Source organism: Lysinibacillus sphaericus (assembly GCF_005217585.1).
Taxonomy (GTDB): domain Bacteria; phylum Bacillota; class Bacilli; order Bacillales_A; family Planococcaceae; genus Lysinibacillus; species Lysinibacillus sphaericus.
In genome coordinates this window covers 2,051,957-2,074,667 of sequence record NZ_SZPT01000002.1, presented here as the reverse complement: position 1 = coordinate 2,074,667, position 22,711 = coordinate 2,051,957, and the positions used below count along the sequence as shown (strand labels likewise).

Below are 22,711 nucleotides of genomic sequence, written 5' to 3'. Positions count from 1 at the left end.
CCATATTAGTGTTACGCTATAGGCAAAATGGGGAAACGAATAAGGGGTGTTGGATGATGAAAAAGAAATTGTTTATTACACGTAAATTCCCGGCTCAGTTTGTCGAGCCTTTAGAGGAGCATTATGATATTGAACAATGGGAGGAAGAGGAGACCGTTATACCTCGCGCAAAACTTTTAGCAGCCGTTGCAAACTGTGAAGTTTTGTGGGTAACGATAGCGGATCAAGTCGATGAGGAATTGCTTTCACACGCCCCCAATTTAAAACTTGTGACAAATTTAGCAGTGGGCTTTAATAATATTGATGTGCCAGCATTACGTAAAAGAGGCATTATGGCAACAAACACTCCTGGTGTGTTAACTAATACGACGGCTGATTTAGTATTCGGTTTATTGCTAGCTACAGCACGTAGAATACCAGAAAGCGAGCGTTATTTACGTGAAGGTAAATGGCAAAGCTGGTACCCTATGCAATTAGTTGGAAAAGATGTATCAGGCGCAACAATTGGAATAATCGGAATGGGGCGGATTGGGCAGGCTGTTGCAAGACGAGCAAAAGGTTTTGATATGAAAGTTTTATATCATAACCGTAGACGTCGCCATGAAGCAGAAGAAATGTATGGGTTTTGCTATGCATCACTTGAAGAGCTTTTAACAAAATCTGATTTTGTTGTGATTATGACACCCTATAATAAAGATACGGTCGGTTTAATTGGTGCAAAGGAGCTTGCCTTAATGCAGGAAGATGCGGTATTAATTAACGCGTCTCGTGGTGGTATTATTGACGAGAATGCCCTTTATAACACCTTGAAAAATGGCAAGCTATGGGCTGCTGGTCTAGATGTTTTTGAACAGGAACCAGTTGCATTGGATCATCCACTATTAACCCTACCAAATGTTGTTGTATTACCGCATATTGGTAGTGCATCTTTAAAGACAAGAACAGCTATGCTAATGCTTAATGTCAATGCACTAATGGCATATGGGCAGGGTAAGCCACTTTCAAATAGAATCGATTAACGAATGGAGCTTGGCTCATAGAAAGTAAATAAATCTAGGCGCAGATCTAAATGGATCAAGCGCCTTTTTTTGTGCCTATAGATTGATAGTGCAGACACTATATGGGATATTTAATGAAATGCTAGAAGATGAATTTCATTATTATGAATTTATTTCACAATTTATTGCGAATAAGATTGATATATATTATATTATTCACAAATATGAAAAATAGGGGTGAGATGATGAATATAGGGATGGAAATAAAAAAATTGAGGACGGACAAAGGTATTACTTTGAAAGAGTTAAGTGAAAGAAGCGAACTATCTGTTGGGTTTTTGTCTCAATTAGAGAGGGGACTTACGACGATAGCAGTCGATTCACTTGAAAAGCTAGCTACAATATTGGGAGTCCATTTAACATATTTTTTTGATTATCCACATAAGCGGAAAGATATCGTTTTAAGGAGTTATGAGCAAGAAATAATGGAAGCCGTAGAAGGTGGATTTATTAAGTATAGTTTAAGCACCAACTTGGAAAATAAACAACTTGTTCCAAGGCTTATCGAAATTCTACCGCAAAAGCAAGATGAAGAAATTTTATCTTATAAGCATGAGGGCGAAGAGTTTATTTACGTTTTAGAAGGTATATTAACCGTTTACATAAATGGTAATCGACATGAAGTGTATCCTGGTGATTGTGTTCATATGGACTCAACTATCTCTCACAATTGGGCGAATTACACTAATAAAAAGGTTAAGCTTATCGCTGTTAACACACCTAATTATCTTTTCAAATAGTAGGATGTACACTACAGCTAGCAGTAATAAAGCTTATAGAAAGTGATAATGGGAATGGATAAATTTGTATTATACCTAATTGGTTCTTTTTTTGTAATCGGTGGGATTGATTATATTACTGGGAATCATTTGAAATTGGGCAAAAAATTTGAGGAAGGCATAAAAACGATGGGGGCATTAGGGCTTGGTATGATAGGAATACTGTCTTTAGCACCTGTATTAACAAATTTTTTATCCGCTCAAATTAGTCCAATAAGTAAAGTATTTCATCTGGACCCTTCCATTATTCCAGCAGCATTTCTAGCTGTCGATATGGGAGGCTTTCAAATGGCTGAAAAGCTTGCTTTGTCAAATGAGATGGGAGCATTTTCAGGAATTATTATTGCATCTACTTTAGGAGCTACCGTTAGTTTTTCAATACCTGTTGCGTTAGGGATGCTTGCTAAAGAGGATGAAAAATATTTTGCTAAAGGTGTGCTAATTGGCATTATTACTATACCAATTGGATGTCTTGTAGCAGGCTTATGGCAAAAAATAAATATCATTCTACTTGTATGGAATCTGGTTCCTATATTTGTTTTTACTATTATGTTAGGGGTCGGATTACTCAAGGCTCCACATGTTTTTATAAAAGCTTTTAATCTATTTGGAAAGTTTATAGTGACGTTAAGTACTGTTGGATTACTATTCCAAGGCATTGACGTGATATTTGGTGTAAAGCTTGTTTCAGGATTAGCACCGCTATCTGAATCGATTATTATAGTAGGAAAAATTGCATTTATTTTAGCGGGAGCATATCCGATGCTAGCCATGCTAAGTGCAATTTTCCAAAAAAGTTTTAAAGCATTAGGAGAGAAAGTTGGCATAAATGCTGTGTCAGTAGCGGGCCTTCTCGGAAATTTAGCTAGTAATCTATTAATATTTGGAACATATAAGGATATGAACCCTAAAGGAAAAGTGGTATGTACGGCTTTTGGCGTAAGTGGAGCATTTGTATTTGGGGGTCAATTTGGTTTTGTATCAGAAGTAGCTCCGGAAATGCTAGGTGCGTTTATAGTAGCAAAACTGACTGCAGGGTCTATTAGTATAGCATTGGTCTTATGGCTGTATGATCGTGAAAATAAAAAAATGCATGTAAAAGAAAATGGAGGTATTCGTAATGAATAGTAAAGATAGAGTCGAAAAGTTAAGAGAGCTCATGGTAAAACATCAACTGGATGCTTATATCATTCCAAGTTTTGATGCACATCAAGGAGAATATGTAGCAGAACATTGGAAAGGTAGAGAATGGCTATCAGGTTTTACAGGGTCGGCAGGGACGGTAGTCATTACTTTAAATGATGCTGGTTTATGGACAGATGGCAGATATTATATTCAAGCTGACAAGCAACTTGAAAACTCAGGTATTAGATTATTTAGAATGATGGATCCAGGGGTGCCTTCTTATACAGAATGGCTAGCAGAGGTTCTTGAAGAAGGCAGCAATGTTGGCTTTGATGGAAATGTTTTTTCAATTGATATGGTTAGAAGTATGGAAAAAGATTTAAAAGCGAAGGCAATCTTATTCAAAATGAATCAAGATTTAATTGGTGAGTTATGGGAAGATAGACCAGAAATTCCTAAAGGAACGATTTTTAGTCATGACGTTAACTATGCTGGAAAATCACGTGCGGAGAAATTAGATGAAGTAAGGGCAGAAATGAAAAATCAAGGAGCGAATTATTATATTTTAACTTCTCTTGATGATATTGCATGGCTATTGAATATTAGAGGAGCAGATGTACCGAACAATCCAGTGGCTATAGCGAATGTCATCGTAGCAGAACATACATGTTATTTATTTATTGATTCTTGCAAGGTCCCTACTGCGCTGAAATTGGAACTGGAGGGGGAAGGTATTGCGTTAAGGGAGTATCATGAAATTGAAACTTTTTTAGCAAACCTTTCGGGCGGAGATACTGTTAGTCTAGATACAAATAAAACCAATATTAGATTGTATAATGCCATTAACAGTCATGTAACGAAAATTGAAAGTCCTAACATGACGACTAACTTAAAAGCGATTAAGAATGAGGTGGAAATAAAAAATCTAAAATGGTGTGAAATAAAAGATGGTTTAGCTATGGTGAAATTTATAAAATGGTTAAAACACGTTGTAGATAAAGAAGAAGTTACAGAGATTGCTGCAGAAGAAAGATTAGAAAATTTCAGAAGAGAGCAAGAAGGATTTGTAGGGCCTAGCTTCGATACGATTGCAGGTTATCAAGACCATGCTGCGATGATGCATTATAAAGCTAATAAAGAAACACAATATACGCTGAAAAATGAAGGTCTATTTTTAATTGATTCAGGCGGACAGTATTATGATGGAACAACAGATATTACACGGACAATTGTTTTAGGAAGTCTTACGGATGAACAAAAAAGAGATTTTACTTTAGTGTTAAAAGGGTTTATTGCATTAAGCTCAGTGAAATTTTTGTACGGTGCAACAGGAGCTAATTTAGATGTTTTAGCAAGACAACCAATTTGGCAGTATGGCTTGGATTATAAATGTGGCACAGGCCATGGTGTAGGTTTTTTCTTGAATGTTCATGAAGGGCCACAAAGCATCCGCCATACCAATCATGTGCCATTAGAAAAAGGCATGATTATTACGAATGAACCGGGAATTTACCTTGAAGGTAAGTATGGCATTCGAATTGAAAATATGATGTCAGTAGTAGAAGATGAGAAAACAGAATTTGGTCAATTTATGAAGTTTGAAGCAGTAACGTATTGTCCTATTGATTTAGCAGGTATCAATCAAGACATGTTAACAGAAAGTGAAAAGCAATGGCTAAATCATTACCATCAAGAGGTATACACTACGTTAGCTCCTTATTTAAACGAAGAAGAACAAGTATGGCTAAGGGAAGAAACAAAAGCGATATAAAAAAGTTTAGCGGATAAAACGCTATCCAATCACCATGCAATGATAAAACATAGTGAAAACTAGTTGATGGTAGCGAGGTGGCGACTCCTGCAAGAACGCACAAAACATAAGAAGCGGGCATTCCGCGCGAAAGCAAGGATTGCAGCTTACTGTGCTGAGCGGAAAGCGACCGCCGTAGCGGACATCAACGCCATAGCAAAACAGTGTTAGATTGATTGGGGTCAATCTAACACTGTTTCTCTTTTGTTCCAGCCTTTTTAAAGAAAAGCCTAAGACCTATTTGGCTAGTTACTTATTGAACATATCAAATAGACCACCGATACCACCTTCACCTGATGAATGTCCGCCACCGCCTTGTGAAATCGGTGCTGCAGCGAAGACGCGGCTTGCTAATCGGCTAAATGGTAATGATTGAACCCATACAGTACCAGGGCCACGTAAAGTTGCAAAGAAGATACCTTCTCCACCGAATAGTGCCGTTTTTACGCCGCCAACCATTTCGATATTATAATCAACGTCAGAAGTCATCGCCACTAAACAGCCTGTATCCACACGTAAAACTTCACCTGGTTGTAGCGTTTTTCGATGAATTGCCCCACCAGCGTGTACAAAAGCCATACCATCGCCTTCAAGCTTTTGCATAATAAAGCCTTCACCACCGAAGAAGCCTACGCCAATTTTTTTCTGGAATTCGATACCAACAGAAACGCCTTTAGCAGCTGCTAAAAAAGCATCCTTTTGACAAATAATTTTCCCTTTATGTTGACTTAAATCCATTGGAATAATCTTACCTGGGTACGGAGACGCAAAATAGACATGACGTTTCCCTGTACCGTTATTTGTAAATGTTGTCATGAATAAGCTTTCACCAGTTACTAGACGTTTCCCTGCGCCGAGTAATTTCCCCATAAGACCGCTTTGGCCATTGCCTTTCGAACCATCTCCGAAAATTGTCTCCATTTGAATCGCATCATCCATCATCATTAAGGCGCCAGCTTCTGCTACCACCGTTTCTTGCGGATCAAGTTCAACTTGCACATATTGCATGTCATCCCCAAATACTTTGTAGTCGATCTCATGGTTATTCATCGTGTAATTCCTCCAATATCATTTGTTGTTATTGTATACGATTATTATGCAGGATAGTTTCATTACATAATTAATAATTTTAGAAAAAAAGGGATTAAGATAGAAAATGTCGAATATAAAAAACTAGAATGTGTATTATTTATCTTTTGTCAGTTGTTTTACTACTAGTGGTGAAAGTATCATCATCTAGTTAAAATTACTGGAAATGAAGATAAAGCCTTTGGCAAGTGCCACCGATATTTTAACCTAACATTGCTTCGAAATTATTATTCGAGTCATATCTTTGTTATGAAAATTCGGAATTTTGGCATTTTGTATCTGCATATATATAATGCAGTACACATAGAGGGCGAGAGCGACGGATATTTTCTGTAGCATTAGCGACATGTTCAAAGAAGCCAAGGCATCATAGATATATCAGGGGGTGTGTGTAATGGAGATTAAAAACTATATCGGTGGTAAATGGGTTACACATTCGCATTTACAAAGTATAGCAGTGACGAATCCTGCAAACGGAGAGCACTTAGCAACAATACCACTTTCAACTGCAAATGAAGTGACGGAAGCGGTAGCTGTAGCGAAGGCAGCACAAAAAAGTTGGGCACTTGTGCCAGCACCAAAGCGTGCAGATTATTTATATGCCATCGGTCAAAAGATGAAAGACAAGAAAGAATATTTGGCGACCGTTTTAACAAAAGAAATGGGTAAGGTGATTGAAGAAGCTAGAGGTGAGGTACAGGAAGGAATTGATATGGCTTATTATATGGCGGGTGAAGGTCGACGGTTATTTGGAGAGACGACACCGTCAGAGCTTGCCAATAAATTTGCTATGAGTGTACGCGCACCAATAGGCGTAGTAGGGTTAATAACTCCTTGGAATTTCCCAGTGGCAATTGCTACGTGGAAATCCTTCCCTGCAATTGTCGCTGGCAATACATTTATTTGGAAACCATCAAATGAAACACCGATGATGGCTTATGAAATGGGGAAAATTTTTGAAGAGGTTGGCTTACCGAAAGGAGTAGCAAATATTGTTTTTGGTACAGGGCCAACTGTCGGAACGGCGCTAATAGAGCATCCCGATGTAAAAGTCATATCGTTTACCGGCTCTACCTCAACAGGAAGTAAGGTGGCGGAACTTGGCGGCAAACATTTAAAGAAAATTTCGCTAGAGATGGGCGGCAAAAATGCTGTCATTGTAATGGAGGATGCAGACTTGCAGCTCGCTACAGAAGCGATATTATGGAGTGCATTTGGCACCGCTGGTCAACGATGTACAGCATGTAGTCGTGTGATTGTGCATAAAGATGTAAAAGAAGAATTAGAAAATCGTCTATTAGAAGCAATGCAGTTTTTAACAATTGGAGACGGTTTGGATGAAACTGTGAAAATCGGTCCAGTCATTAATAGAGCGGCATTAGAAAAAATTAATCATTATGTACAGATTGGTAAACAAGAAGGTGCATCCTTATTAACAGGTGGCAAAATTTTAAATGAAGCACCTTATGATAAAGGGTTTTACTATGAGCCCACATTGTTTACAAATGTAAAGCCTCATATGATTATTGCACAGGAAGAAATTTTTGGTCCGGTCGTCTCTCTTATTGAAGTTGCAAATTTAGATGAAGCAATCGAAGTCAATAATGGTGTGAAATTTGGCTTATCAAGCTCTATTTTCTCACAAAATGTGAACACGATTTTCCGCGCTCAACGCGACTTAGATACAGGTATTGTTTATATCAATGCAGGTACGACAGGTGCAGAAATCCATTTGCCATTCGGCGGAACGAAAGGAACAGGGAATGGACATCGAGATTCCGGTGTGGCAGCATTGGACGTTTACACAGAATGGAAGAGCATCTACGTTGACTACAGCGGTAAATTACAAAGAGCACAAATCGATACAAAGTAACAGATCAATGAAAGGGGATGTTCTTGATGAAAGTTGTTGTATTAGGTGCAGGATTGATGGGGAAAGAGGTTGCTCGTGATTTAATAAAAAATAGTAAAGTGGAACAGGTCATTTTAGGGGATATTGATGTAAAGACAGCCCAACAATTTGTTGAGACGTTAAAGACAGATAAAGTTGAAGTCGTAGAGCTTCATGCGGAAAATGATGACTCTTTAACATCGGTTATTGCGAAAGGTAATGTTGTGGTCAATGCACTGTTCTATTCGTTCAATGAACGTGTAGCACGAGCTGCGATAGAAGCCGGTGTCCATTCTGTCGATCTAGGGGGGCATATTGGCGGTGTAACGGATAAGATTTTATCTTTACATGAAGAAGCAAAGGCAAAAGGTGTGACACTTATTCCTGACTTAGGTGTAGCTCCAGGTATGGTCAATATATTAGCGGGCTATGGCGCAACAAAACTAGATGAAGTGGAATCTATTAAACTCTATGTAGGAGGTATTCCAACAGAGCCGAAGCCACCGTTGCACTATACACGTGTCTTTTCATTGGATGGTGTATTTGACCACTATACAGAGCCTTCTAAAATGATTCAAAAGGGGAAACTTGAAGAAGTCCCATCATTATCAGGGATTGAGCCTATCTATTTCGATGATTTTGGTGTGCTTGAGGCATTTTATACATCGGGTGGTATATCCACTCTTTATAAGACATTCCCAAATGTCCACACATTAGAATATAAGACAATTCGATATAAAGGGCATGCAGAAAAGTTTAAATTGCTAGCTGATTTAGGCTTTTTAGATGCAAGTAATAATGTAGAAGTCGATAACCTAGAAGTGCCTGTTAGAGCTGTTGTCAGGGAGGCGCTTAAGAAGAAGCTTGAACTTGGAACAAAGCCTGATGCGGTGTTATTACGAGTAATTGTTTCAGGAGAAAAGGCGCAACAGCAGGTCACATATGAATACGAAATGGTCGTACGTAAAGATATGACGAATAATGAAACAGCGATGGCTCGTGCAACAGCGAATACAATTTCTGTCGTTGCCCAAATGATTGGTGATGGCGCGATTACAGAACGTGGCGTGTTTGCTCCAGAAACGATTGTTCCAGGGGAGACGTATATTAAAGAAATGGCGAAGCGCGGTGTTGTCATTAAAGAAACATCACATAAGTCTGCAATGATTGTGAAATGGTAGGTGAAGTCCTTGAATTTCGATTTTACAACGGAGCAGGAAATCTTACGAAAAACCGTACGCCAGTTTGTGGATGATGAAATAATGCCACATATTGCAAAATGGGACGCCGCAGGAAGTTTTGATACAAGCATTTGGTCAAGACTAGCTGAGCTCGGACTAATGGGTGTTTGCGTGCCAGAAAAGTACGGTGGTAGCGGCATGGATTATAACGCACTAGCCATTGTATGTGAGGAACTTGAACGGGGGGATACGGCCTTTCGAACAGCTGTATCCGTCCATATCGGGTTAAATAGTATGACGTTAATGCAATGGGGCACCGAGGCGCAGAAACAGCAATACCTTGTACCACAGGCGAAGGGGGTACGGATTGGGGCTTTTGGGCTGACTGAACCTGGTGCGGGTTCGGATGTAGCAGCCATGACGACAACAGCCATACGAGATGGTGATTGTTATGTGTTAAATGGGCAAAAAACATGGATTTCCTTATGTGATATAGCAGATCATTTTATTGTCTTTGCTTACACAGATAAAGCAAAAAAGCACCACGGTATCAGTGCTTTTATTGTAGAACGCTCCATGGTTGGCTTTACTTCTAAGGCGATTAAGGGCAAGTACGGTATTCGTGCTGGCAATACAGGTGAGCTCTTTTTCGAAGACTTACGCATTCCAGTTGAAAATCGTTTAGGAGAAGAGGGAGAGGGTTTTAAAATTGCGATGTCTGCACTAGATAATGGTCGCTTTACAGTGGCTGCAGGCGCAGTTGGGCTTATTCAAGCGTGTCTTGAGGCAAGTGTGAAATATTGCCATGAACGAGAGACATTTGGGAAGCCTATTGGCGAGCATCAACTTGTCGGACAGATGATTGCCAAAATGGAAGCGGGCTATCAAATGAGCCGACTGCTCGTTTATCGGGTTGGCGAGTTGAAAAATAAAGGTATTCGTAATACTAGAGAAACGTCCTTGGCGAAGTGGCAGGCATGTGATTTTGCCAATAAGGCGGCTGATGACGCGCTGCAAATTCATGGTGCGTACGGCTATTCGGATGATTATCCTGTAGCGCGTTATTTACGTAACTCGAAAGCGCCCGTTATTTATGAAGGTACACGAGAAATCCATACAATTATGCAAGCAGATTATGTGCTTGGTCGAAGAAACGATAAGCCATTAGCCCAAATGTTACCGAAATGGCCATTTGATGAGTAAACGACAGATATTTTAAATTTATTGTACAAAAGGCATCCGGATGACCTATTCCAGATGTCTTTTGTTATGGTGCCAGGCACCGAAACAATTCTGAATTTGGTGGTAGTCACTTTTATTTTTTATGAAAATTTTTCATGTAATGTAACTTTATAACCTTTTAGTAGTCTAATTATAAAACAAGTAATATGAAGGAGTGGAAAATAATGAGAAGTAAATGGCTAGCTATATTCATGATTATCGTTTTAGCTGCTTTACCAGGGATTTTTACATTGATGATTTCCCCAGAGGCACAAGCTAAAGCAGCAAGTACAATAATGACAACGCAAAGTTGGCGAGCTTCCTTTTCACAAACATTAAAAAATGTAACAGATGAATATGTCTATGTTACGGATGAATCGGGCAAAAAGGTGACGGCAACGATTACATTAGGAGAAGATAAAAAATCTCTTTTTGTCAGTAACCTTCCTGCTGGGAGTTACCGCTTACATGTGCAAAAGGAAGCTTTTGCTTATAGTACATTGAAAGCAACATCGCATGATATTGCCTTTACTGTTATTGACAAAATAGAGGCTGTTAAATCTGAAAAAGAGTTACAACAATATTTTGAAGCCGTTGTGGCAAATGGAAATAGAGGACCAGAAATAAACGTCCTTGAAGATAGTGCTTCTAGTAGTAAAGATAGTGCCCCAGTTGCAGATAATTCTTCTACAACAAACAACCAAGTAGAAGGTGTCGAGGAGGGGGATATCGTCGTTGTTAAAGATGGCTTTATTTACGCTATAAAAGATCAAAGTATAACGGTTGTTGACGCTAATAATCCCCAAGATTTGAAACTTGCAACGACAATTAAACAAAAGGAATCCCAATATATTACAAAATTAGCATTATACGATCAGCTATTAATTGCTATTGGAGAAGAATATATTGAGCAAGCAGGCACAAGTATGTCAACGGCAACTTTTTATGATATTTCAAATCCGAAAAATCCCAAAGTGATACGGGAAGTTGCACAGGAGGGCTCTTTACAGGATATACGTATTACGAATGATACGTTGTATTTAATTGGTAACATGCATCCGAATTATTGGATACTTCAAGAGGGAAGTAAACCAGATTTAAAACCTAAAACGTATGATAGTGTAGTAAGTAAGGAATACAAAAGCTTAGCTATCGAGAAAATTTCTATTTTACCAAACACGATGGATGGCTCATATAGTTTAATTACAGCAATTGATTTAAAAAATGGTGCCAAAACATCAGCGAGTACGAAAGGTTATTTAGGTGGTAGTAGTGGACTTTATATGTCAGAAGATGCCCTCTATTTAACTACACCAAAATATGACGATAAACAAATAACGCCAATGGGAGGTATAAAGGATAGAATCTGGATGCCTCAATCAAATGATACACAAGTGTTTAAGTGGGACTTAGATGGAACGGTCTTGAAGTTTGTAGGTACGAGTGAAGTGAAAGGATCCGTGTTAAACCAATATTCAATGGATGAGTATGACGGGAAATTCCGCATTGTGACGACTGAAGGAAATACGTGGGATGAAAAAAATATTTCTCGTAACCATCTGTTCATATTAGATGAGAACTTAAAAGAAATTGGTGCAGTAAAGGATATGGCACCAGGGGAAAAGGTGTATTCTGCCCGCTTTATGGGGGAGAAAGCTTATGTCGTAACGTTTAAGCAAGTGGATCCGCTATTTGTTATTGATGTAGCTAATCCACGAAAACCAAAAATACTAGGAGAATTGAAAATTCCAGGGTATAGCAATTATTTACATCCGCTTGATGATACACACTTAATAGGCATTGGTTATGATACGGAAGAACGTTATGATGCTTATACGAAACGCAATTTCACAGTGTCAACGAATATGAAAATGTCCTTGTTTGATGTGACAGATTTTAAAAATCCTAAAGAGCAATCTACCGTTAAAATAGGCGGTAAAGGCTCTTATTCTGATGTACAATACAATCCAAAAGCTTTATTCCGCAATAAAGACTATCATTACTTCGGCTTCCCAGTCGTGCTTTATGAAGAAGGAAAAGGCGATGAGATAGTCTACCAAGGTCAGGGTGCACAAATTTACGAAATTACAGCAGAGAAGGGCATTGTGCTAAAAGGAAATATTATAAATGGAAAGACAAATGAGCAATATGAGAATTGGGAGCAAGTTGTACAACGTGTTGTCTATGTTGGCGATACTTTATACACCGTTGCTCGCAATGAAGTAAAGAGCTACCAATTAAAAGATTTCAAAGCGCTAGATACACTGGTTATTAAATAATAGATTAAATCGAGTGGTGACTTCTGCTTAGAACGCACACAACGTAAGAGGCAACTAGCGTGTGCGTGGTGAGGCGGATAACACCGACATAGCAAAAAAGTGTTAGATTGATTGCGGTCAATCTAACACTTTTTCTATTCGTGCTATTCACGATAAGGGAGAATTTCAGAGACAGTCACAAATTCATAGCCCTCACTCTGTAAGTAGGCTAATACAGCGTCAAGTCCATCTGCTGTTGATTGGTGAATATCATGCATTAACACAATGGCATTGTTGTGCATATTTTTTTTAATATATGTCAGTAATAATTGTGAATTACGATGTTTCCAGTCCAAAGTGTCAATGCTCCACAATACTACAGGAACAGGTATTTTCGCATTGATGTCGTCATTAGTAGCGCCGTATGGAGGTCTAAAAACAGTTGCGCCTTGATTAATCGCTAATTCAATTTCATTTGCAGTAGACGTATATTCTTTTAAAACTTGCTCCATTGGCATTTTAGTCAATACTGGATGATTCCAAGAATGGTTGCCGATTTCATGACCACGTGCGAGAACATCTCTCGCGATATTAGGATAGTGTTTCACTCGACTTCCGAGCATAAAGAACGTCGCTTTCGCATGGTATTTATCGAGCGTATTTAAAATTTGTTCGGTTACTTTCGGATGTGGACCGTCGTCAAACGTTAATGCAATACGTTTGGCGTTTGGATCTCCTGGAGAAACAGGCTTTGTAGGTTCCATTGTTTCCATAGCAATTTGAAAATCAGATGCTAGTAATGGATTAATAAGTGAAAGAGCAAGCTTCACTATAGGTGCACCTGCTGCGCCACTGGCAATTTCGTACTCATCAAAGTAAAAATGGATTGAATCATCGATAATAGCAAATCGATTAAAGTTTTCCCACTTCGGCTCAGTTACTTTCAGTAGCTCATCATTATTGAGTTGATCTTTTAGCTCAAGATTTTGCTGTAAGTCTTTGCGAACATAGGCTGCTAAAGTTGTCAGGTTATTGTTGTCGTTCTGTAATAATGTTTGGATATTGATTGCTTCACCTGTTTCATTATTAAAGAAAAATGTTTTAGTGGAGACGACATGATTTGCTCCGCCTAAATACAGCATTTTCGTCAAGACAAAAGAATAATAGTGATCCTGATATGGGAAAGTCTCTAAATTTATAGTAAGCTCACCTGTTGCCTTTTTATCTTTATTTTTTTTCATAGATAACAGATAGTCTTCTTTTGCCTTTGTTATATACTGCAGTACGACATCGTTAAAAACTTCACTTTCTGTTTGTGGATAGTGAACGGCAAAAGGTGTGCGTTTATCTTTAGAAACGTCAGATGTAATACGTATACCTGGAAACGCAGAGTTTTCAGTGGATAGATTACTAGTTGCTTCACTATTTGTGTCTTTGGAAGCACTGATTTTTTGGAATTTAAAATGGTCCTTAGACAATACAATGACAAGGATGATGGATATTAATGTAACAATAAGCCCAATTAACAGAAAGTCAATCATAGGGCCGCGTTTTTTTCTGCGTTCCTGAATCAATGTTGGTACGCTCCTCTCTATAATTATTCTTCTATAAAATCAGACGTGCGAGTCAACGGAAAAGTTGTAGAAATCTACAAAGTTTTTGTTGAATTTAATAGAAATACAATAAAAAATAGTATGTAACAGTGTTTAAAAACTATCACGACAAGAACTTATAAAAGACTCGTTCAAAGCAAACTGTATTTTGCACATTTTAGCTCAATGAAATTCGACGGATAATGGATTTTGTACTGAAGGCATTGTATCATTTAGCGACAGATACAATTATGACAAAATATAATTGATAATATCGAAGATTTTTTGTTGAGTTTTTATTTACAGTTCGTTACTATATGCAAGGAACCTTTTGAAGGAGGTAGATAACTGGAATGCTATCACGTGAAGTGGATAATGAACTTACTATTGACTGCTTGCTTCTTGCAGGGCGAATTATGATTGAAAGTGGTGCAGAAACATATCGTGTTGAAGATACGATGCTGCGTATGGCACAATCTCAAAATATGCTAGATGCGCAATGTTATGCTACACCTACAGGTATTATTTTTTCGTTAGGCAAGACACAGCCGACGAGAATCACTTCTATTTCCAGTAGGGTTACAGATTTGCAAAAAATATCCTTGGTAAATTCAGTATCTCGTAGACTCACATCTCACATAATATCATTAGAAGACGCTTATGACGAGCTAAAGTCGATACAAAAAACAAATTATTTTTTACCAATTTATATACAAATATTTGCAGCAGCACTTGCTAGTGGCTGTTTTCTGATTATGTTTAAGGGTGGATGGTCTGATTTCCCTACAGCATTTATTGCAGGTGGGCTAGGATTTCTTACTCTTATTCTAATGAATCATTTAACAAAAGTGAAATTTTTCTCGGAGTTTACGGCTTCGTTAATTATTGGCGTTATTGCTTTTTTAGCAGTGAAGTTTAACTATGGTACAGAAATCGATAAAATTATTATTAGCTCTGTTATGCCACTAGTGCCAGGTATTTTAATCACCAATGCGGTAAGGGATTTAATGGCAGGTCATTTTATGTCAGGGATGGCAAAGGGAGCAGAGGCTTTTTTAACAGCCTTTGCTATTGGTTCAGCGATTGCCGTCATCCTATCGTTTTAGGAGGCGGAAGAGATGGATATAATTACACAATTAATTGTGAGCTTTTTTTCAACAGCAGGTATTGCGATTATTTTTAATGTACCAAGAAAAACCTTGTTTCATTGTGGTTTTGTTGGTGTGATTGGCTGGATGATTTATTATCTTTTGACTGAGCAGGGATTGGATGTTGTAGACGCTTCGTTTTTCAGCTCATTTATCATTGCAATTGTTGCACATTTATATGCACGCCGCTTTAAAATGCCGATGATTATCTTTATTGTGGCAGGAATCATTCCGCTTGTGCCAGGGGGGATGGCCTACAATGCAATGCGTAATGTTGTGGAAGATGATTATTTACAGGGCTTACAATATGGGCTGAAGGCGTTTTTAATTACAGGTGCAATCGTGATGGGCTTAGTGTTTGCAGAGGTCCTAATGCAATTTGTATTTCGTGCTATCCGCTCAAGCAAGTCGAAGTTGCAAAGAACTTATCGAAAATAAAGTATCACTTTACATTATATAAAATATGGTGAATAAAAAGAGCTGCTCCGAAAGTGTTGGATACTTCGGAACAGCTTTTTATCACATTATTTATTTTATAAGTAATGCTTCGATTTCGTCTGGTGTAACAGGTTTGCTAATATAAAAACCTTGAATAGCATCGCAGCCGTAAGTGATTAATAGATCAGCTTGCTCGGCTGTTTCAACGCCTTCAGCTACCACTTTTAACTCCATAGATTTTCCTAACTGTACCATGCCATGCATAAGCTTTTGTGTTTTTTCGGACTTTAATAACGAACTAGTAAATGTTTTATCAATCTTTAATGTTTCGATTGGTAAAATTTGCATGTATCGGAATGAACCATAACCAGTACCGAAATCATCTAAAACAAAAGCAATCCCTTCGTTTTCAAGTTTTCGCATTTGCTGTGTAATAAAGGTAGCAGCTTCTGCTTCTAATGCGAATTTTTCAGTAATTTCAATTTGAATGAGATTGGCAGGGCAATTTGTTTTGGCTAACATATCAAGAATGGATTTGGCCATGTTTTTATCGCGGAATTCACGCACAGATGAGTTAATAGCCACTTTTAAATTATGACCAGCCTTCTTCCAAATAAGTGCTTGCTCGCAAGCTTTTTCTATCATAAACGATCCAATATTGTTAATAAGACCCGTTTCCTCAGCGATTGGAATTAGTTCATCTGGTGAAACGACACCAATCACTTCATCTTCCCAACGAACGAGCGCTTCTACCGCTGTAATTTTACCCGAATAGATGTCAACTTGTGGTTGATAAAGTACTTTTAGGTTTTTCTGGTCTAGCGCTTGTAGCAGACGTTTTTCAATTAAAGCTTTTCGATTTAATGCTTTATGTGTTGCTTTTGAAAGGGAGACAATTTTGTCACCACCTGCTTCACGCACATTCGTAATCGTTGCGATTGAGGCCTTCATTAGTTGAGAGAAGGTTGTTTGATCCTCAGGGTAGCGTGTAATACCACCACTAATTGAAATAGGTACTGCGATATTGCTGCTATAGATTGGATGCTGTTGTAAATAGGACAAGAAGCCTTGTATAAACCATTCACTTAATGGCGTAATGACAACAAAATCATTTTCGTTAATACGAGCCATCGTACTGTCTTGGAAGTACATTTTGATGCGGTTTGTAAATTCGATAATTAGGCTTTGATTGATTTGTTGATCGTGTAATTCCTTTAATGTATAAAATTTATCGATACTTAAATAGACGAAGGAGAAGTGTTTTTCTTCCTCAATCATTTTTGTAATCACTTTTTCTAAACGGTGGGCATTCATTAAGCCTGTTTCTGTATCGATATAAGCAATTTTTTCAAGTTGGTGTTGAATGGTCTTAGATTTTGTAATATCCTTCTCAATTAAAATAAACTGTTGTTCATTTGCCTCTAAATTAAAAGTTGGGATAGCTGTGAGAAGTACCCAATAGGACTGCCCTGTTTTCGTAACCTTCTCGATTTCCCCTTGCCACGTATGGCCATTATTCAAATTGCGCCATATCGTATTTGTAATTTTTTCACTCGCTTCGTTTTCAGGGAATAGTTGCCAGAAAGTTTTGCCGATTACTCGCTTTGGTGTCCATTGGCTAATTTTTAAAAATTCTGCATTACACTCTAATATAAAGCCATCACGATCCAAAGTCACTGTCATAAATGTAGAGTCTAAACCTTGCTTTAAGTCTACATATGTACTGCTGTTTGAAACAGAATTAATCATTAACTCTGGTAACATAAACATAATTAAAATAAGGTGTTCACCTTGTTCAATAAATGGTTTTGCCAGCAATGCTGAAGAGATTTCTTCTTCAGAATGTGTGTACACTTGAACTTTATCTATATATGTACTTTCTGTATTGTGTAAAATCGTTTGAAACGTCTCAGATGAAAGATTTCTTAGTAGATTTTCATGTATGGATGGAGTAGTATGTCCTGTAATGTCAGTAACTGAGAAACCAAATAGTTCTTCAGCGTGTTTTCCCGAAATTGTTGCTTGTCCATTTTGCTTTATGACAATTGCAGGAAAAGGAAGTGAATTTATATAATGTTCATCTATCGTAAATGATTTATGCATAAGACTCATGAGTATTCGATCTCCTTGGGTAATCAATATATACTAATATTATAGATAATTATCGGGAATTAGTCATTATGAATATAATTGTAAATATTTGATAATGAGAAAAAATAGGACTTTTCTAACGAAATTAAAGAAAAGTTTTGAAGAAAAATAACAGTTTTTAGTACGTATATAGGAAGCGGGAATTGAATGGAACGATTAAAAGGTATACTTTTTATTATCACTGGAGCGATGTTGTGGGGAGCAACAGGACCTTTAATGGAATGGTTACTCAATCATACAGCATTGACAGTTTCTTTTATGTTGACAATTCGTCTATCGGTTGCAGGTATTTTTCTACTTACATACTTATTGTTAACAGGTAAAGATATTTTTAGCATATGGCAACAAAAATTTTGGAGTAGACAGCTTATAACCTTTGGTATTGTAGGAATGCTCGGAGTGCAATATGCTTTCGTTGGAGCGATAAATGAAAGTAATGCTGTATTAGCCACGTTACTACAATTTTTAGCGCCAATATTTGTTGTTGCTTATGTATCTCTTAGTTTAAAGAAATGGCCACCTAAATATCAAGTATTAGGTATTATAGGCACATTACTCGGTTTATTTCTACTACTAACGAACGCTTCTTTTGAATCTTTATTAGTTAGTAATAAAGCCTTATTGTGGGGAGTAGCAGTTGGATTAACGTTTGCTTTTTACACATTGTATCCCGCACGTCTGATGAAAGAGTGGAATGTGCTCCTTGTCGTAGGCTGGGGGATGCTAATCGGTGGTGTGACGTTAGGTATAGTAAGTCGTGTATGGCAATCCAATCAGTGGACGGTTTTTACAGATTTCAAAATTACAGGTTTAATGCTGGCGCTAATCGTTACGGGCACAGTTGCCTTCATTCTATTTTTAAGTAGCATGAAGTATATTACTGCTGTAGAGACAAGTATCTTATCAAGTATCGAACCGTTAACGGCGATGGTGATCTCAGTTATTGTATTTGGTACATCACTTGGATTGTGGCAATTAGTGGGAGTTTTCGTTATGCTTGTTTGTGTAACATGGCTATCAATCGCAGGAGAAAAGGCATAAAAATATTATTTGTATAGGTGTTTTTGACTAGGTTTATAGAATACTAGTTCTTCTCAAACAAGGGGGAGAGAATGTGAAAGTAATTTTTTCGTATGTAAAACCTTATAAGTGGACAGCCGTTATTGCATTATGTTTGATGCTTATGGAATTATTCGTAGAGCTGATTCAACCGCTTATTATGGCCAAAATTATTGATGATGGTGTACGTGCTCAAAATCAACAGATGATTATACAATGGGGAGCCGTATTACTTATTTTATCTTTTATCGCCTTTTTAGCCGGTGTCATTAATTCATATTTTTCATCACATACTGCGCAAAGCTTTGCTTTTGATTTGCGTAATGCTTTGTTTGAAAAAATACAATCTTTTACATTGGCTACGTATCAAAAATTTTCTACAGCTTCGCTCATTACTCGGCTAACAAATGATGTCACACAAGTTCAAACAGTGTTGTTTATGAGCCTTCGTATTATGCTCCGAGCACCACTTGCTGTTGTGGGGAGCATTGTTATGGCATTTGTTGTAAATGCAAAACTAGCATTGTTTTTAGTTATTGGGGCACCAATCATTTTTGTTTTCCTGATTTTTATGGTTGCAAAAGGTGTGTCTTATTTTGGGAAAGTGCAAAAGCGTGTAGACCGATTAAATCGAGTGCTTCAAGAAAATTTACAAGCAATGCGCCTCGTGAAAGCTTATTTACGTGGAAAATATGAGGCTTCACGTTTTGAGCAGGTGGCATCACATTTGAAGGTGGATACTGTTAAAGCACTGCGCACGATGGAATATATTATGCCGGTCTTATTGTTCGTAATGAACATGAGTTTATTGGCAGTTCTTTGGTTTGGTACAAAGCAAGTTGCTACAGGGACAGCACCGCTTGGAGATATTGTAGCGATTGTCAACTATGCAATGCGTATCACAGGTTCGTTTTCAATGTTTGCTTTTATTATTATTTTTTATGCCCGTGCGAAAGCTTCAGCAGAACGCATGACAGAGGTGTTGGCTGTTGACAATGAAGTAGAAAGTACTTCGTCATCGATAGTGGGGGCATCTAGTGACCTGAAATTAGGGGAGCTGGTATTTCAGAATGTCAGCTTCCAATACCCAGGTACTGATGCGACCGTCTTGTCCAACGTAAGTTTTCAAGTGAAGTCAGGTGAAAAATTAGCCATTATGGGGGCTACTGGTGCTGGTAAATCGACATTACTACAGCTTATTCCTCGTTTTTATGATGTGACAGAAGGACAGATATATGTCGAAGGAAAAGATGTTCAACAATGGGACTTGCAAGAACTACGCGACATTATAGGCTATGTTCCGCAGCAATCTTTATTATTTACAGGTAGTATTGCTGATAATGTACGTTGGGGGGATACGAAAGCGGAAATGGACGAAGTGTTAAATGCAACGATGCAGGCACAAATCCATGCATCTGTGGAAGACTTCCCGAGTGGTTATGATACGCGCGTTGGGCAAAAGGGAGTTAATTTATCAGGTGGTCAAAAACAAAGATTATCGATTGCGAGGGCACTATTAAGAAAAGGGCATATATTAATGCTTGATGATAGTACAAGTGCACTTGATGTTAAAACAGAGCAGGCACTATGGGATGCGCTTAGTGAAGAAAGTGCAACGATGCTCGTTGTCACACAAAAAATTCGTACGGCTAAAGGTGCAGATCATATTTTGTTAATAGACGAGGGTAAAGTGGTTGCCTATGGTTCACACGAAGACCTTTTGCAAACTTCTGAGCTCTATCAAAAAATCGCTATCTCCCAGCAGGAGGTGAAATAATGGGATTTTTCCAAAAACCTTTTGGCTATGAGCCGATTTTATCGAAAGATGATGTAAAACAGGTTGTAAAGAAAAAGAAAGGGCCACGAGCAGCAGATTGGAAAAGTACATTATGGCGTCTATGGAAAATTGTCGATGAACAACGGATGTTATTAGTTATCGTACTATTCCTTGTTATGGTCAGCTCACTTTTGGCGCTATTAGGACCGTATATAGTCGGCAAAATAATCGATCTATATGTGATGCAAGGCGAGCTCAATGGACTAGGCAGTAAAATTACGCTGTTAATCGGAATTTATGTGCTTTTAGCTATCTCGTTATTTTTACAAAATTATTGGATGATTGGGATTGCCCAACAGACGATATATAGGCTGCGAACAAGTGTCTTTACTCATTTTCAAAAGTTACCTATCTCGTTTTTTGATAGACGGCAACATGGCGAGTTAATGAGTCGCATGACAAATGATATTGAAGCGGTTAGCTCTACTTTGAATAGTTCTTTTATACAGGTGTTTTCCAGCGTTTTAACGCTTGGGGGCACGCTTATTATCATGCTAAGCTTGAGCCCATTGTTAACGATTTTAACAATGACAATTATTCCAATTATGTTTTGGGCAATGCGCTGGATTACACGTCGAACTGCTCCGTTATTTAAAGAGCAACAATCAGCAATGGGAGCGCTCAATGGCATGATTGAAGAAACTATTTCTGGACAGCGAATTGTAAAGGCCTTTTCACAGGAAGAGCGTGTAAAAGCAGAATTTCGCGACAAAAGTTTACGTTTGAAAAGAACAGGCTTTTGGGCACAGACGTACTCTGGATATATACCAAAAGTCATGAACTTTTTAAATAATATGAGCTTTACGATTGTTGCGGGTATTGGTGGGGTGCTTGCACTTTACGGTCATGTATCAATAGGTGTAATTGTAATTTTTACAGAATATGCTCGCCAATTTACACGACCATTAAATGATTTGGCGAATCAGTTTAATACAGTACTCTCAGCTATTGCAGGAGCTGAGCGTGTATTTTCATTACTCGATGAACAGTCTGAAATGGAAATGTCTACTGCAAAGAATCATCCATTAGTAGGACAGGTAACATTCAAACATGTGTTTTTTAAATATGATGTGGCACAGGAATCTTACACACTAAAAGATATTAACTTTACGGTTGAGCCAGGGCAGACGGTTGCTTTGGTAGGGGCAACTGGTGCAGGGAAAACAACGATTTTACAGTTAATTGCTAGATTTTATGAGGTGACGAAGGGCGAAGTGCTATTTGATGGTATAAATGTACAACAAATTGAACGGCAAGCACTCCGTTCCCAAATGGCCTTTGTATTACAGGACCCTTTTTTGTTTGAAACTACAGTAAGGGAAAATATACGTTATGGCCGTTTAGATGCTAGTGATGAGGAAGTTATAGAAGCGGCGCAGCTCGCTAATGCGCATGAATTTATTATGAAACTAAAGGATAATTATGATACTGTTCTCAAAGCAGATGGTCGTGAAATTTCCCAAGGGCAAAAGCAATTATTATCCATTGCACGGGCACTGATTGCTAATCCGAAAATTTTATTGCTTGATGAGGCAACGAGCAGCATTGATACCGTAACAGAATTAGCAATCCAAGAGGCACTTGACCGACTGATGCAAGGACGCACAAGCTTTGTCATTGCACATCGATTAAATACTGTGCATAATGCAGATGTCATACTCGTTATGCAGAAGGGTGAGCTAGTTGAAGCAGGTTTACAGCAAGAATTAATTGAATCTGGGGGCATTTACGCCCAGATGCTAAGCGCCTCCGCATATCATTTAGAAGAGTAATGTTTGGAAGAACTATGGCGGTGGAAAAGAACCGCAAATTACTGGTAAACGAAAGTAGGATAAGTTTGATTGTAGAGCGATTTTTCTAGAAATCGCTCTTTTTTAATTGGAAGCACCTGCCAATAGTAATGGTTGTATAATAATTTATTGTAGAAATTTAGTACTTTTATTAATGTAATTTATTTGTATTAATGTTATAATAATTACAATAAATGTAATTATCCGATTTCTTAGGATGAGAAGCCATATAATGATTTATAACTAATAGCTTCTAGTAAATTTCATTTATTTTAAAGACCTAT

At 37.9% G+C, this 22,711-nt stretch carries 16 protein-coding genes; 13 read left to right on the top strand and 3 right to left on the bottom strand.

Features of this window, described 5'->3' with window-relative positions; translation table 11 throughout:
- Positions 1-56: 56 nt before the first annotated feature.
- From FC748_RS15265 to FC748_RS15250, 4 genes are all read left to right on the top strand, one after another.
- Positions 57-1,019, top strand: a complete 963-nt coding sequence (locus tag FC748_RS15265) for a 2-hydroxyacid dehydrogenase (protein WP_024362751.1) — start codon at positions 57-59, stop codon at positions 1,017-1,019.
- A 224-nt stretch (positions 1,020-1,243) separates the two neighbouring features.
- Positions 1,244-1,798, top strand: coding sequence for a helix-turn-helix domain-containing protein (locus FC748_RS15260; protein WP_108030675.1), 555 nt, complete (start codon positions 1,244-1,246; stop codon positions 1,796-1,798).
- Between the two features lie 54 nt (positions 1,799-1,852).
- Positions 1,853-2,965: an ethanolamine utilization protein EutH gene (eutH, locus tag FC748_RS15255; RefSeq protein WP_108030674.1), complete on the top strand. Its 1,113-nt coding sequence runs from the start codon at positions 1,853-1,855 to the stop codon at positions 2,963-2,965.
- Positions 2,958-4,733 carry an aminopeptidase P family protein gene (locus tag FC748_RS15250; protein WP_108030673.1) on the top strand — a complete coding sequence of 592 codons (1,776 nt, stop codon included), beginning with the start codon at positions 2,958-2,960 and terminating at the stop codon, positions 4,731-4,733. Before eutH ends, FC748_RS15250 begins: the two co-directional genes overlap by 8 nt.
- Before the next feature lie 288 nt (positions 4,734-5,021).
- Here FC748_RS15250 and FC748_RS15245 read toward each other — a convergent pair whose 3' ends face one another.
- Positions 5,022-5,822 carry a TIGR00266 family protein gene (locus FC748_RS15245; protein ID WP_024362755.1) on the bottom strand — a complete coding sequence of 267 codons (801 nt, stop codon included), beginning with the start codon at positions 5,820-5,822 and terminating at the stop codon, positions 5,022-5,024.
- Between the two features lie 433 nt (positions 5,823-6,255).
- On the opposite strand from FC748_RS15245, the gene FC748_RS15240 reads away from it, so the two are divergent.
- The 4 genes from FC748_RS15240 (at position 6,256) to FC748_RS15225 (ending at position 12,433) form a co-directional block, all read left to right on the top strand.
- On the top strand, positions 6,256-7,734 hold the full coding sequence (locus tag FC748_RS15240) for an aldehyde dehydrogenase family protein (RefSeq protein WP_024362756.1): 1,479 nt from the start codon (positions 6,256-6,258) through the stop codon (positions 7,732-7,734).
- Positions 7,735-7,760: 26 nt separating this feature from the next.
- Entirely contained in the window at positions 7,761-8,933 is a 1,173-nt protein-coding gene (locus tag FC748_RS15235) for a saccharopine dehydrogenase family protein (protein WP_024362757.1), read from the top strand.
- Between the two features lie 9 nt (positions 8,934-8,942).
- Positions 8,943-10,136, top strand: a complete 1,194-nt coding sequence (locus tag FC748_RS15230) for an acyl-CoA dehydrogenase family protein (protein WP_108030672.1) — start codon at positions 8,943-8,945, stop codon at positions 10,134-10,136.
- 203 nt (positions 10,137-10,339) lie between these two features.
- The gene (locus tag FC748_RS15225) at positions 10,340-12,433 is read left to right on the top strand and encodes a beta-propeller domain-containing protein (RefSeq protein ID WP_024362759.1); all 2,094 of its coding nucleotides are present in this window, start codon (positions 10,340-10,342) and stop codon (positions 12,431-12,433) included.
- Between the two features lie 143 nt (positions 12,434-12,576).
- Here the strand turns inward: FC748_RS15225 and FC748_RS15220 are convergent, their stop codons facing one another.
- Entirely contained in the window at positions 12,577-13,986 is a 1,410-nt protein-coding gene (locus tag FC748_RS15220) for a polysaccharide deacetylase family protein (RefSeq protein ID WP_238600196.1), read from the bottom strand.
- Positions 13,987-14,357: 371 nt separating this feature from the next.
- Between FC748_RS15220 and FC748_RS15215 the strand changes: the two genes are divergently transcribed.
- Positions 14,358-15,110 carry a threonine/serine exporter family protein gene (locus tag FC748_RS15215; protein ID WP_024362761.1) on the top strand — a complete coding sequence of 251 codons (753 nt, stop codon included), beginning with the start codon at positions 14,358-14,360 and terminating at the stop codon, positions 15,108-15,110.
- 12 nt (positions 15,111-15,122) lie between these two features.
- Positions 15,123-15,590: a threonine/serine exporter family protein gene (locus FC748_RS15210; protein WP_024362762.1), complete on the top strand. Its 468-nt coding sequence runs from the start codon at positions 15,123-15,125 to the stop codon at positions 15,588-15,590.
- Positions 15,591-15,680: 90 nt separating this feature from the next.
- On the opposite strand, the gene FC748_RS15205 is transcribed toward FC748_RS15210, so the two are convergent.
- Entirely contained in the window at positions 15,681-17,702 is a 2,022-nt protein-coding gene (locus FC748_RS15205; RefSeq protein ID WP_108030671.1) for a bifunctional diguanylate cyclase/phosphodiesterase, read from the bottom strand.
- 186 nt (positions 17,703-17,888) lie between these two features.
- Between FC748_RS15205 and FC748_RS15200 the strand changes: the two genes are divergently transcribed.
- From FC748_RS15200 to FC748_RS15190, 3 genes are all read left to right on the top strand, one after another.
- Positions 17,889-18,782 carry a DMT family transporter gene (locus tag FC748_RS15200; RefSeq protein ID WP_024362764.1) on the top strand — a complete coding sequence of 298 codons (894 nt, stop codon included), beginning with the start codon at positions 17,889-17,891 and terminating at the stop codon, positions 18,780-18,782.
- Positions 18,783-18,855: 73 nt separating this feature from the next.
- Entirely contained in the window at positions 18,856-20,577 is a 1,722-nt protein-coding gene (locus FC748_RS15195) for an ABC transporter ATP-binding protein (RefSeq protein WP_108030670.1), read from the top strand.
- Entirely contained in the window at positions 20,577-22,409 is a 1,833-nt protein-coding gene (locus FC748_RS15190) for an ABC transporter ATP-binding protein (RefSeq protein WP_108030669.1), read from the top strand. Before FC748_RS15195 ends, FC748_RS15190 begins: the two co-directional genes overlap by 1 nt.
- The last annotated feature ends 302 nt before the right edge of the window (positions 22,410-22,711 follow it).

Bases quoted from the DNA above. Each gene is read 5' to 3' on its own strand.
- FC748_RS15265 (WP_024362751.1), top strand. From the start codon at position 57: ATGAAAAAGAAATTGTTTATTACACGTAAATTCCCGGCTCAGTTTGTC.
- FC748_RS15260 (WP_108030675.1), top strand. From the start codon at position 1,244: ATGAATATAGGGATGGAAATAAAAAAATTGAGGACGGACAAAGGTATT.
- eutH (WP_108030674.1), top strand. From the start codon at position 1,853: ATGGATAAATTTGTATTATACCTAATTGGTTCTTTTTTTGTAATCGGT.
- FC748_RS15250 (WP_108030673.1), top strand. From the start codon at position 2,958: ATGAATAGTAAAGATAGAGTCGAAAAGTTAAGAGAGCTCATGGTAAAA.
- FC748_RS15245 (WP_024362755.1), bottom strand. From the start codon at position 5,822: ATGAATAACCATGAGATCGACTACAAAGTATTTGGGGATGACATGCAA.
- FC748_RS15240 (WP_024362756.1), top strand. From the start codon at position 6,256: ATGGAGATTAAAAACTATATCGGTGGTAAATGGGTTACACATTCGCAT.
- FC748_RS15235 (WP_024362757.1), top strand. From the start codon at position 7,761: ATGAAAGTTGTTGTATTAGGTGCAGGATTGATGGGGAAAGAGGTTGCT.
- FC748_RS15225 (WP_024362759.1), top strand. From the start codon at position 10,340: ATGAGAAGTAAATGGCTAGCTATATTCATGATTATCGTTTTAGCTGCT.
- FC748_RS15215 (WP_024362761.1), top strand. From the start codon at position 14,358: ATGCTATCACGTGAAGTGGATAATGAACTTACTATTGACTGCTTGCTT.
- FC748_RS15210 (WP_024362762.1), top strand. From the start codon at position 15,123: ATGGATATAATTACACAATTAATTGTGAGCTTTTTTTCAACAGCAGGT.
- FC748_RS15205 (WP_108030671.1), bottom strand. From the start codon at position 17,702: ATGAGTCTTATGCATAAATCATTTACGATAGATGAACATTATATAAAT.
- FC748_RS15200 (WP_024362764.1), top strand. From the start codon at position 17,889: ATGGAACGATTAAAAGGTATACTTTTTATTATCACTGGAGCGATGTTG.
- FC748_RS15190 (WP_108030669.1), top strand. From the start codon at position 20,577: ATGGGATTTTTCCAAAAACCTTTTGGCTATGAGCCGATTTTATCGAAA.